This window comes from Dyadobacter sp. (genome assembly GCF_039919315.1).
Taxonomy (GTDB): domain Bacteria; phylum Bacteroidota; class Bacteroidia; order Cytophagales; family Spirosomataceae; genus Dyadobacter.
In genome coordinates, this window is record NZ_JBDSFX010000028.1 from 1 (window position 1) to 16,727 (window position 16,727).

At 43.2% G+C, this 16,727-nt stretch carries 14 protein-coding genes and 1 pseudogene; 3 read left to right on the forward strand and 12 right to left on the reverse strand.

Annotated features, from left to right (window positions below):
* A pseudogene (locus tag ABIO93_RS08370) lies at positions 1–611 on the forward strand (excinuclease ABC subunit UvrA); the annotation flags it as partial.
* A gap of 56 nt (positions 612–667) precedes the next feature.
* On the opposite strand, the gene ABIO93_RS08375 reads toward ABIO93_RS08370, so the two are convergent.
* The 3 genes from ABIO93_RS08375 to ABIO93_RS08385 form a co-directional block, all read right to left on the reverse strand.
* Positions 668–2,035: a hypothetical protein gene (locus ABIO93_RS08375; protein WP_348066454.1), complete on the reverse strand. Its 1,368-nt coding sequence runs from the start codon at positions 2,033–2,035 to the stop codon at positions 668–670.
* 68 nt (positions 2,036–2,103) lie between these two features.
* A complete protein-coding gene (locus tag ABIO93_RS08380) occupies positions 2,104–2,838 on the reverse strand; it encodes a LytTR family DNA-binding domain-containing protein (RefSeq protein ID WP_348066455.1) in 735 nt (244 codons plus the stop codon).
* Complete coding sequence (locus tag ABIO93_RS08385) at positions 2,835–3,905, reverse strand: histidine kinase (RefSeq protein ID WP_348066457.1); 1,071 nt, start codon at positions 3,903–3,905, stop codon at positions 2,835–2,837. Before ABIO93_RS08385 ends, ABIO93_RS08380 begins: the two co-directional genes overlap by 4 nt.
* A gap of 323 nt (positions 3,906–4,228) precedes the next feature.
* On the opposite strand from ABIO93_RS08385, the gene ABIO93_RS08390 reads away from it, so the two are divergent.
* On the forward strand, positions 4,229–7,150 hold the full coding sequence (locus tag ABIO93_RS08390) for a TonB-dependent receptor (protein ID WP_348066459.1): 2,922 nt from the start codon (positions 4,229–4,231) through the stop codon (positions 7,148–7,150).
* Between the two features lie 75 nt (positions 7,151–7,225).
* Here the strand turns inward: ABIO93_RS08390 and hemC are convergent, their stop codons facing one another.
* The 9 genes from hemC to ABIO93_RS08435 form a co-directional block, all read right to left on the reverse strand.
* Entirely contained in the window at positions 7,226–8,155 is a 930-nt protein-coding gene (gene hemC, locus ABIO93_RS08395; protein WP_348066462.1) for a hydroxymethylbilane synthase, read from the reverse strand.
* Between the two features lie 59 nt (positions 8,156–8,214).
* Complete coding sequence (locus tag ABIO93_RS08400; RefSeq protein WP_348066464.1) at positions 8,215–8,574, reverse strand: helix-turn-helix domain-containing protein; 360 nt, start codon at positions 8,572–8,574, stop codon at positions 8,215–8,217.
* Positions 8,552–8,869 carry a type II toxin-antitoxin system HigB family toxin gene (locus tag ABIO93_RS08405; RefSeq protein ID WP_348066466.1) on the reverse strand — a complete coding sequence of 106 codons (318 nt, stop codon included), beginning with the start codon at positions 8,867–8,869 and terminating at the stop codon, positions 8,552–8,554. The genes ABIO93_RS08400 and ABIO93_RS08405 overlap by 23 nt, the downstream gene beginning before the upstream one ends.
* A 62-nt stretch (positions 8,870–8,931) precedes the next feature.
* Positions 8,932–9,834 carry a 30S ribosomal protein S6--L-glutamate ligase gene (gene rimK / locus ABIO93_RS08410; protein ID WP_348066468.1) on the reverse strand — a complete coding sequence of 301 codons (903 nt, stop codon included), beginning with the start codon at positions 9,832–9,834 and terminating at the stop codon, positions 8,932–8,934.
* Positions 9,835–9,871: 37 nt separating this feature from the next.
* Positions 9,872–10,333 carry a RimK/LysX family protein gene (locus tag ABIO93_RS08415; protein WP_348066470.1) on the reverse strand — a complete coding sequence of 154 codons (462 nt, stop codon included), beginning with the start codon at positions 10,331–10,333 and terminating at the stop codon, positions 9,872–9,874.
* Positions 10,330–11,448, reverse strand: a complete 1,119-nt coding sequence (locus ABIO93_RS08420; RefSeq protein ID WP_348066472.1) for a DNA polymerase III subunit delta' C-terminal domain-containing protein — start codon at positions 11,446–11,448, stop codon at positions 10,330–10,332. Before ABIO93_RS08420 ends, ABIO93_RS08415 begins: the two co-directional genes overlap by 4 nt.
* Before the next feature lie 42 nt (positions 11,449–11,490).
* Complete coding sequence (locus tag ABIO93_RS08425) at positions 11,491–12,684, reverse strand: putative sugar nucleotidyl transferase (RefSeq protein ID WP_348066474.1); 1,194 nt, start codon at positions 12,682–12,684, stop codon at positions 11,491–11,493.
* 119 nt (positions 12,685–12,803) lie between these two features.
* Positions 12,804–13,055 (reverse strand): type B 50S ribosomal protein L31, encoded by a 252-nt coding sequence (locus ABIO93_RS08430; protein WP_244824548.1) that lies wholly within the window; start codon positions 13,053–13,055, stop codon positions 12,804–12,806.
* 131 nt (positions 13,056–13,186) lie between these two features.
* Positions 13,187–14,098, reverse strand: coding sequence for a sugar phosphate isomerase/epimerase family protein (locus ABIO93_RS08435; RefSeq protein WP_348066477.1), 912 nt, complete (start codon positions 14,096–14,098; stop codon positions 13,187–13,189).
* A gap of 437 nt (positions 14,099–14,535) precedes the next feature.
* On the opposite strand from ABIO93_RS08435, the gene ABIO93_RS08440 reads away from it, so the two are divergent.
* Positions 14,536–16,727, forward strand: a 2,192-nt coding sequence (locus tag ABIO93_RS08440) for a ribonucleoside-diphosphate reductase subunit alpha (RefSeq protein WP_348066479.1), incomplete at its 3' end; no start/stop codon positions are given.

Consider the following 16,727-nt stretch of genomic DNA (forward strand, 5'->3'; position numbering starts at 1 on the left):
GTTGCGAGGATTGTGAAGGCGCTGGAATGAAGAAGATTGAAATGGATTTTTTGCCGGATGTCCACATTAATTGCGAAACCTGTAAAGGAAAAAGATTCAACCGCGAAACATTAGAAGTACGTTTCAAAGGCAAATCTGTCGCGGATATCTTGGATATGACAGTGGAAACGGCTTTGGAATTCTTTGAGAACCAGCCAAGACTATTACGTAAAGTACAAACGCTCAACGATGTAGGCTTAGGCTACATCACATTGGGACAACATGCTACTACGCTTTCTGGTGGAGAGGCGCAGCGTGTGAAATTGTCGGAGGAATTATCGAAACGTGACACTGGAAAAACGCTCTACATTCTCGATGAGCCTACTACCGGGTTGCATTTTCAGGATATAAGGCATTTGTTGAATGTACTGAACAAGCTCGTTGAAAAAGGGAACACGGTACTGATCATTGAGCACAATATGGACGTCATTAAAGTCGCGGACCATGTGATTGACGTGGGCCCCGAAGGTGGTGCGCAAGGTGGCCGTATCATTGCAGAAGGCACGCCAGAGAAGGTTTCCAAAGTAAAAGGCAGCCACACTGGGCACTTTTTGAAGGAGGAATTGAAGTAAAATATCAAAATAAAATAAAAATGCGCACCTGCCGGATATCCGATAGGTGCGCATTTTTATTTTATTTCGATTTTACTCCAGAAAGGAAGCGATACGGATTTGTCTGCGTAAACCAATCTTGCCTCATACATTCCTGGTGCTAGACTTATAGGCGCAGTATATTCCCCGTAATACACCCTGATACTGGCATCGCCATACGAGCCGTCGCTTTTCACGGCCGCTTTGATGGTTGCAGTTTGAGCTGCGTTTTTTAATTGGAGATCGGGCAGTACTTTTTTTGGATCGAAACCCTCATACATTCTCCAAATTGCGGGGAAAGGATTTACAAATAAAGACTTACCTCGTTGCACACTGATCTTTTTAGCGACGTAAAAAGATTGGCTGGAAGTTGGGTAGTCGTTTACCCCAGTCCATATCTGACCTATTGCCTGTTCCTTTTCATTTTTCGAGATAGTATGAATGACACCGTTAACCAAAGTGTCATTTTGAAAGATTCCCACTGAGTAAGAACCAATGGGCAAATTTTCTGGTATGGTGCCCGACAGCTTGTTAATTTCCGTGAAATCGGCATTGCTGACAAATGGTTTATCGAGAAAATCATTTTGAATTTTAAGCGTGTATTTCTTATTGGCAGTAAAGCCTTTTCCGAAGATTTCGACTTTTTGACCCGCGGAAAGCGGCGTAAAAAGAGGAAAAGAGCCTATTTGGTACACTACAACTTTTAGCTGGGTCAGCTTTTTGTTTTGAGCAACTGTTAAAACTTGATCCCCATATTTAAGACTGACACTGAGGTTCTCCGACTTTACAAAGGGCTGGACATTGTTAAAATATAAAGCCGCTTGAAAGGGTGTACCTAAGATTTGCATTCCTGTTTTTTCGTCTTTCAAGATGGCCTGTAGTTCCAGCTTCGAATCTGGGGAGCTGGGATTTGTTCCCAGGCCGGAAGTGATTTCGAGGGGTACACTGAAATTGCCATCCGGATCACATTGAAAATCTTCCTGATCAGAAATCGAACCCTTCAACGGGCCATTGTGCTTAACATAAATTTGGTAATCTGCCAGTTTCTCCTTGGCCGAGCTGATCTGAAAATACAGTGGCGCCCGGCTCCGGAAAGTAAAATCGACCACCTCTGCCGATTCCCCGCTGTGCCCGGTTGTTAAAAAGGCACCCGGATAAAATTTGAATTTGATATTGATGCGGTCGGTTGTAAAACTGGCCGGAAGAGTTATTAAATATGCATGCAGGGTCGAATCAAAAACAATTTTCTCAGAGCCGGGAACCTCAATGTATTGAATAAAATCAGGGTCAGTCAATTCTGTGATCTTGATTTCCTCCGGTATCGGATCGGGGGTGTTTTTATCTTTTCGTTTGCAACCGAATGTCAGCAGCAGGGATATTGAGATAAATAGTACAATGTTTTTCATGGCGGTACTGATCTTAAAGGCTGATTTGTTGATAATCAGACATTAAGGTAAGTAAAAATTACTTACGGTTACATCCACTTACTTAAAAATTGATTGAAGTTTTCCTTGTACTGATCACTGACCGGAATGGTGACGGTACCGATCTGAATGGTGTTGCGGGTAACAGCGCTAATTTTGTCCAGGTTGACAATAAACGAACGATGGACGCGCATGAATTTGGAAGCCGGGAGTTTTTCTTCCAGAGCCTTCAGACTTGTTAATGAAAGAGTCGGTTTGGTATCCGATTTGAGGTGTACTTTAACATAATCTTTGAGTCCCTCCGTGTACAAAATGTCGTCATAAGCTATCCTGACCAGCTGATATTCCACTTTCAGGAACAGATATTCATCTTTGGTTTCGGGAGAAGCCGGTGATGAAGCTTTTTGTAAAAGCTCTGCATAAGCCTGTGCCTTGGATGCAGCACGGAGGAACTCTTCATAATTAAAGGGTTTTAGGAGATAGTCTAATGCGTCAACACGGAAACCGTCCAGTGCATACTGGTTAAAAGCGGTTGTAAATATGATCCTCGGCGCCTTGGTACCCGCTTTTTCGATTACGCGTGCGAGTTCAATACCTGTAAGATCCGGCATTTGAATATCCAAAAATATAACGTCAATATGCTTGCTGTGAATGACTTGTAATGCTTCCACTGCACTGGAATAACGTCCTGCAAGCGATAAAAACGGGGTCTTTTCAATAAACGCACATACTAGTCCCAGGGCCAGCGGCTCGTCGTCTACCGCGATACATTCAATGGTAGTCATGCCGTTTCAAGTTCCAGGTGTACTTCAAATTCTTTTCCTTCCTTATTCTCTGTGACTTCCAGCTGATATTTTCCAGGGTAAAGCAAGTCAAGACGGCGCTGCGTATTGACGAGCCCGATGCCGTTACTATCGTCGAGTACGGCCCGTTTGTCGGTAAACAATGTATTTTTTACTTCAACAAAAATCTTGTTGCCGGTTTGCCGGATCTGAATATCAATGCGGCTGGGTTGCATGGCACTGACACCATGTTTGAATGCGTTTTCAATAAACGGTAAAAATAACATGGGTGCAATGCTCACATCATGAAGCGGGCTAGGCGGGTCGAGATGTACTGTTACTTTGTCGGTCAGCCGCAATTGCATCAATTCAATGTAATCCTTCGCGAATGCAATCTCCTGGCTTAGCAACACAGTCCCGTGCTGGGTTTCGTACAACACGTAGCGCATCATACGCGAAAGCTTATGCAACGCTTCTCTCGCCGCTTCCACGTCAATGATCGTCAGTGCATATATGTTATTAAGCGTATTGAAGAAAAAGTGCGGGTTGATTTGCGCTTTCAGGAATGAAAGTTCGGAGTTGATCTTTTCCTTTTCAAGATTCTGACGGTATTGTTTATCGAGCTGGGCACCGCGAACTGCTGCCACACTGGTACTTAATCCAATGATCATCAGAGCGGTAAGTAATGCGAAGTTATCCAGTTTGTCCTGATGCTTTTTCTCACCGTTCGCTTCTCGGGCCATGCGAAATGCGCGATCCATTTGCTCACCGTGATTGATCAATATCTTCACCTGCTCCATTACAAATGCCAGCAGTACAACAGATACTATATTCAGGATAATAAACTTGAAATATCGGTTCTTGGCGAGATACCGCGGGAACCATATATAGTAGTTGAGATAAAATACGAAAATCAGCAAACCTAGCAAAACAGCCTGCTTAATCCAGAAAGAATCGGGAAACACAATTTGCCAGCTCAATGGTTGCCACATCAGGAACAAGGCCAGAAAGCTCCATCCTAGCAAGTGAAGGAACAATGGGGGGTATTTTCTAGCGGCACGCGTATCCATTTACAAATTAGTTAGTTTCAATGTGCTTATACATTGCATGACGTTACAATCTTACGCGGAATTTATCAAACCACCTATTCCAATCGATCAATGTACCTCAAATGCCGACCGATCACGTCCCCTAATCTATCAATGAAAATGTAAAGTCACCAGTTTGCGATATATAATGATATGCAGCTCTTCTGCCGTTTTTATCTGCCACTTAATCGTGTGAAATCGGGGTTTGATCGGTACATACATCCTTTCCATCTATTCTGTTTTTATTACAATTTTATTGGCTGTTATTTTGAGCTTCCAATAATACATCAATATACAACCCAACCATGAAAGTTATTTTACAATATGTAATCCTGGCTGTTTTAACAGGACTCACATCAACCGCTTTTGCTCAGTTTCCAGGCGGTGGCGGAGGTAGCAGGGGCGGCGGAGGCGGAGACTTCCAGCGCGGCGGCGACAGACAGCGGCAGACCGTAATTCCGGGTACTGCGGAAGACACCCCAAAAGGAAGTGGGAAAATCAAAGGTATTCTGATCGACTCAATGAGTAAGAAGCCGGTCGAATTTGCGGCATTGGCTTTGGTGGATATTAAAACCAATAACCCGATAGATGGTACCACTACCGACGAAAAGGGAGCGTTCACTATGAACAAAGTTGCTTCTGGGGATTTTAAAATCCTTATTTCCTTTATCGGATATAAAACAAAAACCATTAACAATATTAAAATAGACCGCAAAACCGATCTCGATCTTGGTTCTATATCGCTGGGAGCAGACGTGGTGCAACTTAATGAAGTGGAAGTAGTAGGCATGGCTCAACTGATCGAAGAAAAAGTCGACAGGTTGGTTTATAATGCTGAAAAGGACATTACCAGTAGAGGCGGTGACGCTTCTGATGTGATGAAGAAAGTTCCGATGCTCACTGTGGATCTGGACGGTAACGTTTCATTAAGAGGTAGTTCCAATGTAAGGGTTTTGATCAATAATAAACCTTCTACGATCATTGCATCCAGTGTAGCGGATGCTTTAAGACAAATTCCGGCAGATATGATCAAGTCGGTTGAGGTGATCACTTCCCCATCTGCAAAATATGACGCCGAAGGATCAGCTGGTATCATTAACATTGTAACCAAGAAAAGTACCATTCAGGGCGGTACATTGAATATTGATACAGGTATTGGTAACAGAGGGTCTAACCTTGGACTAAGAGGAAATTACCGCACTGGAAAAATGGGTTTCAGTCTGGGTGGATTTGGCCGGTTCGGGTACAATATGCCTGGCAAATCTGAGAATAACCAGGTAGGAAAGGCCAATTCTTTTTCTGTCAAGCAATCTGCTGAATCACATAACAAGAATGCTTTCGGCTCGTACAATTTTGGCTGGGATTATGAAATTGATCCCAAATCATCGATTTCGGCTAATGTTCGGTATGGTTTGAGGAATCAGATCAATTCTCAGGGACTGACCACGATCAACACCAGAGCTGGCGCTACTACCTCAACTTTCCGCGATGTGGATACCAAAGACTTGTCAGGAACCTGGGATGTCAATGTAGATTACCTGAAAACGCTTAGCAAGCCTCAGCAGGAACTGAGTATTTCAACCCAGTTTAGCCGTAATAACAGAACTAACAACTACAAGGCAGACAACTTCTCGTTGAGCAGTTTGGATGTCAGGGAGTTTTTGAATAATCAGGCAAATGATAATAAGAGCCATAATCAGGAAAGCACGATTCAGCTAGACTATCAGACTCCAATTAAGGAAAACCAAATGCTTGAATTGGGCGGTAAGGCGATCATGCGTCAGGTAGTGAGTGATTACTTCTATTACAAAGCCAATGCACTGGATTCGACCAACAACCTGAACTACGATCAGAATGTAGCTGCCGGGTATTTGTCATACACTTACAGTACAAAAAGCCGGTTTACATTGAAAGTTGGATCTCGTTACGAGTATACCAACATCAATGCGAATCAATTATCGAGAGAAGGCAGCAAGGTCGATCTTAATATTCCGTCATACGGTAACCTGGTTCCAAGTATTAATATTTCTCAAACTTTCGGAAAGGGGCAGACGGTTAAACTTGGATATAACAGAAGGCTTCAACGTCCAGGTATTCAATATCTTAACCCGAACGTGAATGCTTCCAATCCTCAGAATATATCTTTCGGTAATCCAAATCTGAAACCTGAACTTACTGATCAGGTCGAGTTGGGAACAAGCTTCTTCAAAGGAACGGTGTATGTTAACGTGTCTACATTTGCCCGCTTCACCAATGGGTCTATTGAAAGTATCAGGACAGTAAGTCCAACTGGCGTGATTTCCACTACTTTCGGGAACATTGGTCAAAAAGATAACTATGGCGTCAATGTTTTTGGAAATGTCACACTGTTTAAAAGATGGCAGATTGGCGGTGGTTTCGACTCCTACTATGTTACGCTAACCAATAATAACTCGGATCCTACGCTGCGGTACAGCAATGATGGATTTGTGATCAGCGGCCGTTTGAGGACAAGTCTTACCATCAAAAACGGATGGGGATTTCAAGGAGGAGCCTTCATGAGAGGAAGGGAAATTCAGTTGCAAGGATATCAAACCGGTTTCAGAATGTATGACCTTGGACTTAAGAAGGATTTCAAGAACAAAAGGGGAAGCATAGGATTTGGTATGGAGAATTTCCTGGCCCCGGCATTCAAGCAGAAAACAGTTTTAGAATCGTATAGTTTCAATCAGAACAACACAAACCATTTGTACAACAGAGGTTTCAGGGTTAACTTCTCGTACAAATTGGGTAAAATGACATTCGTTGAGCAGAAAACGCGCCGGAAAAAATCAGTCAACAATGATGACCAGAAAGGCGACGGCGGCGGCGGAATGGATGGCGGTGGAGCCGGCGGTGGCACACAAGGTGCAGCAACCCCAGCTATCACTGTACCAGCCATAAGACCAGGCGCAGGTGGAGCAGGCAGGCCGCAAGGTGCCAAGCCAGCAGCGGCCGACAGTACAGCACGCCCGGTGAGACAAGGTTTCCAGGGTCAGCCAGGAATGAGACCTGATTCTACCATGAAAAGGGATTCAACCTTCAAGCCGGACTCAACTATGAAGCGGGATTCGACATTCAGGCCGGATTCTACAACGGTAAGGCCAGACAGCACTGCAAAACCTGTGCTTCCAATAACACCGGCGGATTCAACTGCACTTCCTGTAAAACCAGCAGTACCATCGGACTCACTTCCTAAAAAAGAATAATATCTACTAGTTTATAAGTGAGAAAAGGCCGAACCGATCATGGTTTGGCCTTTTTCTTGTACTAAAAAAAGTAATCTAGCTGTTTTGTTCGCCGCGGATATCATTTAAAATCCGGTCAGCGCCAGCTTCCAGCAATTCATCAGCCAGTGCAGTACCCAGCTCATGAGGAAAAGCATTAGAGCCGCTTTGCGTTCTGCGGATCAGCTCGCTACCGTCCAGACTAATGATTCCGCCGGAAATATTGATCTGATCGTCATGAAGCGTAGCCATTCCAAAGACGGGAATGCTGCATCCTCCCTGTAATCTTTTCAGAAACGCCCTTTCAGTGAGCACGCAAGTTTCGGTAAGTGTATGGTTCAGCAGGCGTTTTATGGTGCTTTTTTTGTCATCCGACAAGATTACCGCACATTCGATCGCAACACTGCCCTGGCCGACTGCCGGGGTAAATTCATCCAAAAGTAAATGTTCCGCAATTTTGTCGTCATACTCCATTCTGTGCACGCCCGCATAGGCGAGCAGCAATGCATCACATTGGCCCTCTTCCAGTTTCCTGAGGCGTGTTTGGAGGTTACCGCGCATATCAACTGTTTTGATGTGCGGGTAGAAATGTTTTAAAACAGCGACTCTGCGTGTGGAGGAAGTACCGACGACAAAAGATTTGCCAGTTTTAAGAGATAAAGCGGTATCGTGACTGACCAGTACATCATTGGCTTTTTCACGTTCTGTAAATGCGATGATTTCAAAAGCATCGTCGAGCTGAGATTGCAGATCTTTGGCGCTGTGTACAGCGATATCAATGTCGCCACTGACGAGCTGGTCTTCCAGTTCCTGCGTGAAAACGCCCTTACTACCTATTTTTGAAAGGGACCGGTCCAGTATCTGATCTCCTCTGGTTTCGATGATCACTATTTCTGTTTCTAGACCACCTTTTTGCAGCAAGTCTTCCACATAATATGCCTGCCAAAGAGCGAGTTTGCTCCCCCGCGTTCCAATTTTTATATGCATGATTTATTTGTGTTGATCAATAAACATATGGGATCAACATGTTCTGATTTAATAGAATATCAATAAGCTTGTATGAGAACATCTGCCGGGATATGCAACGTTTCGTTTAATTTTCGAATCATTCCCAGGCTCAATTTTCTCTTCCCGGACAGAATTTCAGATTTGCGGGAACGGTATCCCAGTATTTCTGACAGTTCTTTTTCCGTAATTCCCAATTGTTCAAGCCTGAATTTGATGGCTGCTACCGGGTTAGGTTTTGGAATAGGAAAGTTGACACTTTCATACTCTTTGACCAAGATTGATAAGACTTCCAATTCGTCAGATTCAAGAGAATCTGGTGCTATGTCTGTTTGCATTAGTACATATATATGTTCCAATGCTTGCTCGTACTGAATGTTATTTTTTATTGGAGCGATCATATCCTATTTTTTTAGCATCAATTTTATCATATGCTTCATGCGGCGCAAACCAAACGATAAAAACTATCTTCAACCTGAACTCTATATCAACAATCAATTGATATGTGTTACCGTGAATGTTGAAAATCACTCTCTTATTGTTCAATACGGAGGCATTATGATACTGTTCTTTCAATTCGTTAGGCGAATTCCAGCTAGCAGACTCCACTTCCTCGTGCCAAGACAACAATGACTGCTCAGCTTTCGGATACGCTGCTAAATAGTCTTTCAGTGTTTTCAGGGCAATTATTCTCATGGGTTTAAGACAAAGATACTATAATGTTACCAAATTGGTTACGATAATATTAACAGCAGTTTTCAAACACCAACCGTATCGCCTTCGTCGGTAACAATTTTGTCTTCAATGTAAGCAACAATCAAAGAGGCAATGTCAATTCCGCTGACTTCCTCTATTCCTCTTAAACCCGGTGAAGAATTGACTTCCATTACCAGCGGGCCTCTTTCAGACTGCAGAAGGTCTACTCCGGCGATTTTTACGCCTAGTGCCTTCGCAGCGGCAATAGCGGTATGTTCTTCTTCGGGCGAAAGTTCAATAATGTAGCCTTCACCGCCTCTGTGCAGGTTGGAGCGAAAGTCTCCTTCTGCGCCCTGCCGCTTCATTGCAGCGATTACTTTATTGCCAATCACAAATGCCCGAATATCCGCACCTTTCGACTCCGCAATGTATTCCTGGATCAAAAAGTTGGCCTTTAAACCATAGAATGCCTCGATCGTCGATTTGGCAGCCTTAATTGTCTCAGCAAGCACAACACCTACTCCCTGAGTTCCTTCTAACAACTTAATAATCACAGGTGGGCCGCCGACCATATGGATCAGCTCATTAACCTGAGCCGGATTTTTGGCAAAAACGGTTTTTGGAATGTCAACACCCGATTTCGCCAGCACTTGCATACTCCTCAGCTTGTCGCGGGAACGAAGTATGGCTTGCGATTTTACAGTTGTGAACACTTTCATCAACTCCAATTGACGCACCACAGCACAGCCGAATGCATTAACAGAAGTGCCGATTCTCGGAATAACTGCATCAATCCCTTCGATTGGTTTTCCTTTATAAATAACGGTCGGTTTCCCCCCTTCAATCATCACGAAGCATTTCACATGGTCAATAACCACTGCTTGGTGATTTCTTTGTTTAATTGCCTCCACCAGCCGCTTTGTTGAGTAAAGGTCGGGATTGGTGGACAACACGGCGATTTTCATAAATTCTAAATTGAAATGTGGGGGAAGTTTGGGATAGTCATTTCTTTCCCTGACTTTGACGTGCCGGCGCCTGTTTGGCGGCTGACAGATTTTTGCGGGATACATCTATGATAAACCGGTTTTTGAGCAATTTTCGTCCTAGTAGGATGGGATAGCTCATTTTTCGGCGGTTGGCCAATGAAAACTCGGTCCGGATATTCCTCCCGAAAAGCTTTACACGGGTTTTGATCACATAACGCTTCTCTTCTTTGCCGGAAGAGTTTTTAACAATGGTTTCTTTAAATTCGGTGACGGTATAAGATTGTTGAGGTGCTCCTTTTTTGGCGTCGAGATAAAAGCAAAGCTTTTCTTGATCGCCGTCCCTGATCAGCCGAACGCGTGAGCAATGAATGGCAGAGCTAGTGGCGCCGGAATCAATGCGTACCGGGACATTAAACCATCCCAGTTCTGGTAAATCGACCATATCAGTTGCTCCTATAACTTCCAAATGCTGTTTCATCCGCGTTGAAAGAATTGTGCAATGGTTAAGGAAAGATCCAGAAAAACCATTTTCGCCCTTACATTCCGTTCAATGTGGTAGTAAGCAACATTCACTTCCTGAATCATTTTTTCCAGTGATTCGAAGTTGACGGTTTTGGAAAAATTCTGTACGAATGTAAGTTCTTCCTGCGGAACCCGCAAAAGTTCTCCCGCTCCGTGGCTCCATACGAGCATATCCCGAAACAATTTCAGAGAATATTCCAGCATACCTTTCTGCTTTTCCTTATTCATCACATCATATCCGTCGGCCAGCTTGACAAGATGTGAAATGTCAAATTTGTAGCAGGATCGCATCCACGCGGCAAACCAGGCCGAGCGATCATCCTCAGTTTCTTGAACCAAAATAAGGGCCTCCGAAAGATTTCCGTCACATAAATAGGCAATCTGGTTAGCAGCAGTTTCCGTAACATCGTGCCGTTTGAGGTAGGAACGAACATCATCATCACTAAATGCAGGAACTGTAATACGCTGGGTTCTTGAAATAATGGTCGTCAATAACTTGTCTGACTGGTCGCTAACGAGCAGGAACAATGTTTTTTCAGGCGGTTCTTCCAATATTTTTAAGATAGCATTGGACGATGCCGCATTCATAATGTCCGGTTTCCAGATCAAAAGGATCTTATATTCGCCTTCATAGGCTTTCACAGAGAGTTTTCTCAAAATCCCTCTGGCTTCTTCCACTGAAATGTTGCCCTGCTTGTTTTCAGCGCTGATGTGGTCGAGCCATTCCGGTAACACCCGATAAGGGCTATCCAGTAAAAATGAGCGCCATAGTGGAAGAAATGCTTCGCTGGTTTTGCCGTCAATCTTTTTGGATGTCGCGATCGGGAATATAAAGTGAAAATCCGGATGGATTAGTTTGCTCATTTTGGCGCATGATGCACATACACCACAAGAATCCAGTTCATTACGGTTCTCGCAATTGATATAGGTTGAAAACGCGAGCGCCAATGCCAGTCCGCCACCACCGGCAGGGGAATCGAACAGCTGAGCATGTGCCAGATGACTGTTCTGCACCGATCTCCTGAGCGTTGATTTGATGTTTTCCAGTCCCGGAATGTCTTTAAATAGCACTGTTGTTTCGGTTGTTCTTTAAAAAAGAGAAGTTTATGATCGTTAGCTAATACGCTGTTCCTGAGTTTGTTCAAATACAGATTTTAGAATGTTTTCCTCTGTTTCATCAAAAGTCACATTTCTGCGGCTTACAGTGTCTTTGGCAACCGCAAGTGCCTTTTGAAACCGGTATTCGGAAAAGCCTTCGGCAGCTCCACCCCATGAAAAGGAAGGAATATGCTTGGCCTGAAATCCTGCTCCGAATACATTAGTACTTACGCCAACAACGGTGCCAGTGTTGAACATGGTTGAAATTCCTGCTTTGGAATAATCTCCCATAATAAGTCCGCAAAACAGCAAACCGGTATCCGCAAGTGCATCCGTGGCGTAGCTATGAAGTTTTACAGGACCATGGTCATTTTTAAGATTGGAATTATTGGTATTAGCCCCAAGATTACACCATTCACCCAAAACTGAGTTACCGAGGTAACCGTCATGACCTTTGTTGCTATAACCAAATATAACACAGTTACTGACCTCTCCGCCAACTTTACAAAACGGCCCCACAGTTGTATTAGGTCGGATTTTGGTACCCTGTGCCAGTACTGAACTTTCTCCAATTGCAAATGGTCCCTGTATCATGGAGCCTTCCTGGATCAATGCATTGCGGCCAATGTAAATAGGGCCATTTTCCGCATTTAAAATTGAAGCTTTGATCACAGCACCTTCTTCAACAAAGATATTTTCTGAATTATAGCAGCAAGTATAAGGATCTGTAATGTCGGCCGATTGTCGGGATGAAGCGATTCTTTCAAAATCGGCCTTGATCTGAGCACCATTGAAGGTAAAAATATCCCAGACATTTCTGACCATTGTAAAAAGTTCATTGTAGGAAATGATGGCAAAGTCAGCCAAACCGGTTGAAGGATTCCACCTGGTAGCAGTTCTGATCGCCAGAATTTCGTTTTGCGCCGAAACTAATGCTGTATTAAAGGGTAGCTCGTGGATGGTAACTGCCAGGTTCGCATCAGGACATAAACTGCCATTGACAAAAACATTGTCCGCAGAAGTATGTATCCCGAACTTTGGACTAAGATGTCTTTCTGTTTGATAGGATATAGGCGATTGAAGCCAGTCCATCCACTTTTCAGCAATTGTATTTATTCCAATGCGGATACCAGCTACGGGTCTGGTGTATGTAAAAGGCAATAATTGGGTTCTCAGTACGGGATCGTCAAACAGAATAATGTCCGGCATATTTCATTCAAGTATGTGCTTCAAAGTTCGGTCATTTTATTGGTTAGGACAAAAAAAGAAGCAGTCTCCTGCACACATTTGTCAGGAGACTGCTTTAATAATTTTGGAATAAGAGCTGGTTAAGCGTCTTTTTGCCCGTAACGTTTTCTGAACTTGTCAACACGTCCTGCTGTATCTACCAGTACATTTTTGCCTGTGTAGAATGGGTGCGACTGAGAAGAAACTTCAACTTTATAAACCGGATAAGACTTTCCATCTTCCCAAGTAATGTTTTCGCTGGTTTCTATGGTAGAACGCGTAATGAATTTGAAATCGCTTGATAGATCCCAGAAAACAACTTCTCTATAATTGGGATGAATATCTTTTTTCATTGGTATATGGTATTATGTGTTTCGATACAATTTTCAAAAAGGATTGCAAAAGTAAAAAATCCCAACTTGTAAACCAAACAATGAAACGCGATCTTTTGTATAATTAGCAGGATATGAGAAAAATTAATGGTCTAAACCTCACTTAGTTGCTGTTTCAGAACTTCAATTCCTCTTTTCGCTTCTTTTTCGAAATCCGTATAAACAAAACATTCAATGGATAATCCACCTTTGTAATTGATTTTCTTCAAAGCGCTGAGGTAAGGCCTGAAATCATCTCCTTTTAAGCCGGGAGGGGTGCGGCTCTCCTTCTCGGCAATGTGACAATGGACGATATGCTTACCATATTTAACAATTTCCGAAGGTGATTCATCCTCTTTCAACATGTGGTAAATGTCGCATAGCAGCTTTATTCGCGGACTTTTAACAGCATCCACAATTTCCACTCCCTCGGCCAGGCTATTGATAAAATTGGTTTCACCACGGTTGAGCGGCTCGACAGCGATAGTCACCCCGTATTTTTCAGCCAATGGCGCCATTTTCTTAGTCAGTTCAATGTGTTGCGCCTTGGCGATCGCACGATCGAAGCCTTCCGGGATAACGCGGGAGCCGCCGCTGCCGAATACTACATATTGAGAGTCGCATTCTTTGGCTCTTTTCAACACAAGTTCGGTGCGTTGCAAAATCGCTTCGTGGTTAGCATCCGGTCCCAATGTTTTTAGGCTTCCTGGCAAAAGGATAACATAAGACTTGATCGGGAAATGATCTTGCCTGAGTTGCTGGAGATTCTTTTCATACTGCGCGTCGCCATCGGGCGGGATCAAAAAACCAGCAACTGATTCCTCTATATAGGTACATCCCGACTCTTTCAGGAAAGTGGCCTTATTGTAGCCGGCATACACGCCCAGCGGCAAAGAATACAATGGCTGGGTCTGAGGCAAAGCGAGCGCGTCCTGGAATGCAGAGCCGACTGCTAGTCCGGCGACAATTCCAGTGGTTTGTTTAAGGAAATCTCTTCGGGTTGCCTGATCAATAATTTGACTCATATTCTGATAAGTTTTGTTCTGTAGTTAAATATTTGTGAAAGAAAGAAGTGCCATCAAAAAATAAAAGTTTACAAATTTAAGTTTTATATGAATAACGAATTTTTGTTAATTGATTGATTTTCAAAGCTATCAAAGTTGGATGCCTTTGGGTTTCTTGCGGTCGCCTGAAAAAAAGTTTACAAATTTTTCTACCTCTGTGTGCTAATTTTTTTTCGTAGAATCTATTTAGTGTAAACTTCTCGTAAAATGCTAGTTATAAGTTTCTTAACAATTTAATAATTTGCATTATCCCTATAAACCTGATTTTTGGCTTTAATTACTGGTTGTGTTTCTGATTTATTTAATGTTATTTCAAGAGATTTTTAGAAATTATCCCCGAGTGAAATCCTAAGAATATACACTACTAACTTCCTTATAAACACCACATTACTATGTCAATGTATGTAATAAAGCGTGACGGTCGCCGCGAATCCGTGAAATTCGACAAGGTGACTGCTCGTATTGAGAAATTGAGCTATGGCCTGGACTCTAATTTTATCCAACCTATAGAAGTAGCAAAAAAGGTCGTTTCCGGCATTTATGACGGAGTTACTACCGCCGAACTGGACAATCTGGCTGCCGAAACTGCGGCTTCCATGACTACCAAACACCCCGATTACGCTATTCTGGCTGCCCGTGTTGCCATCTCAAATCTCCATAAGAACACATTGAAGTCGTTTTCGGCCACAATGAAGCGTCTTTACACATATATAGATTCAAAAACCGGTGAAAACGCCTCGTTGATCTCAAAAGAGGTTCATGACGTAATCCGTCAGAATGCCTCACTTTTTGATTCAACCATTATATATGATCGTGATTACGGTTACGACTACTTTGGTTATAAAACGCTTGAGAAATCATATCTATTAAAGGTTGACGGCAAAATCGTTGAAAGACCCCAACATATGTTGATGCGGGTAGCCGTGGGTATTCACCAGGACGACATACAAGCGGCTATTGAAACGTATCATTTGCTTTCGGAGAAATGGTTTACCCATGCAACGCCTACCTTATTCAATGCGGGTACGCCCAAGCCACAAATGTCTTCCTGCTTTCTGTTAACTATGAAAGAGGATAGTATCAGCGGCATATATGATACACTTAAAAATTGTGCTTTGATATCCCAGTCCGCTGGTGGTATCGGATTGAGCATTCATGATGTTCGTGCAACGGGCTCTTATATTAAAGGAACAAACGGGCAATCTAATGGTATTGTGCCAATGCTTCGGGTGTTCAATGATACAGCCAGATATGTGGATCAGGGAGGTGGAAAACGTAAAGGTTCTTTTGCTATATATATGGAACCCTGGCATGCCGATATTTATGATTTTCTTGACCTCAAGAAAAACCATGGTAAAGAAGAACAGCGCGCGCGCGATCTTTTTTACGCTTTGTGGATTCCTGATTTGTTCATGAAGAGGGTTGAAGCCAATGATACATGGTCATTATTTGATCCACACGAATGTCCCGGACTTTCTGATACACATAGCGAGGAATTTGAAAAGCTTTACGAACAATATGAATTAGAGGGAAAAGCTCGGAAAACCATTAAGGCGCAGGATCTCTGGTTTGCTGTCATGGAATCTCAAATTGAGACGGGTACTCCTTATATGTTGTACAAAGACCATGCGAATAGCAAGTCCAACCAGAAAAACCTGGGTACGATCAAATCTTCGAACCTTTGTACCGAGATCATTGAATACACTGCTCCGGACGAAGTAGCAGTATGTAATCTTGCTTCCATTGCATTGCCAAAGTTTGTAGAGCAAAGCGCGGATGGTTTCATGCGGTTTGATCATAAAAAGTTATACGAAATCACAAAAGTGATTACACGTAACCTTAATAAGATTATAGACCTTAATTACTATCCCATTCCCGAGGCCGAAAAAAGTAACAAGCGACACCGGCCAATCGGAATTGGAGTACAAGGGCTTGCCGATGCATTTTGTATGTTGCGAATGCCTTTTGATTCAGACGAAGCGCGTCAGTTGAATAAAGATGTGTTTGAGACAATTTACTATGGAGCAATGGAAGCCTCTATGGAGTTGGCTATGCAACATGGTCCGTACGAGACTTGGGCGGGTAGTCCGGTATCACAAGGGATATTTCAATTCGATATGTGGGGGGTCACTCCTGAAAGCAATCGTTGGAACTGGGACAAACTTAGAAAAGAGGTTGTTAAATATGGTGTTCGTAACTCTCTGTTACTTGCTCCAATGCCGACAGCTTCTACCAGCCAGATTTTAGGTAACAACGAATGCTTTGAACCATTCACTTCTAATATATATGTAAGGAGGGTACTTTCTGGTGAATTTGTGGTGGTCAATAAATACCTGCTCAAAGACCTGGTAAGGTTAGGGCTCTGGAATGAAGAGATGAAAAATAATCTGGTTCGTGCGAGCGGATCGGTTCAGCCGATTCCGAATATTCCACAAAACATTAAAGATCTCTATAAGACAGCGTGGGAGATCAAGCAGCGGAGCTTACTGGATATGTCAGCCGACCGTGGCGCATTTATTTGTCAGTCGCAGTCATTGAATATCTTTATGGAAGAGGCCAACTTCGGTAAACTGACTTCCATGCACTTCTA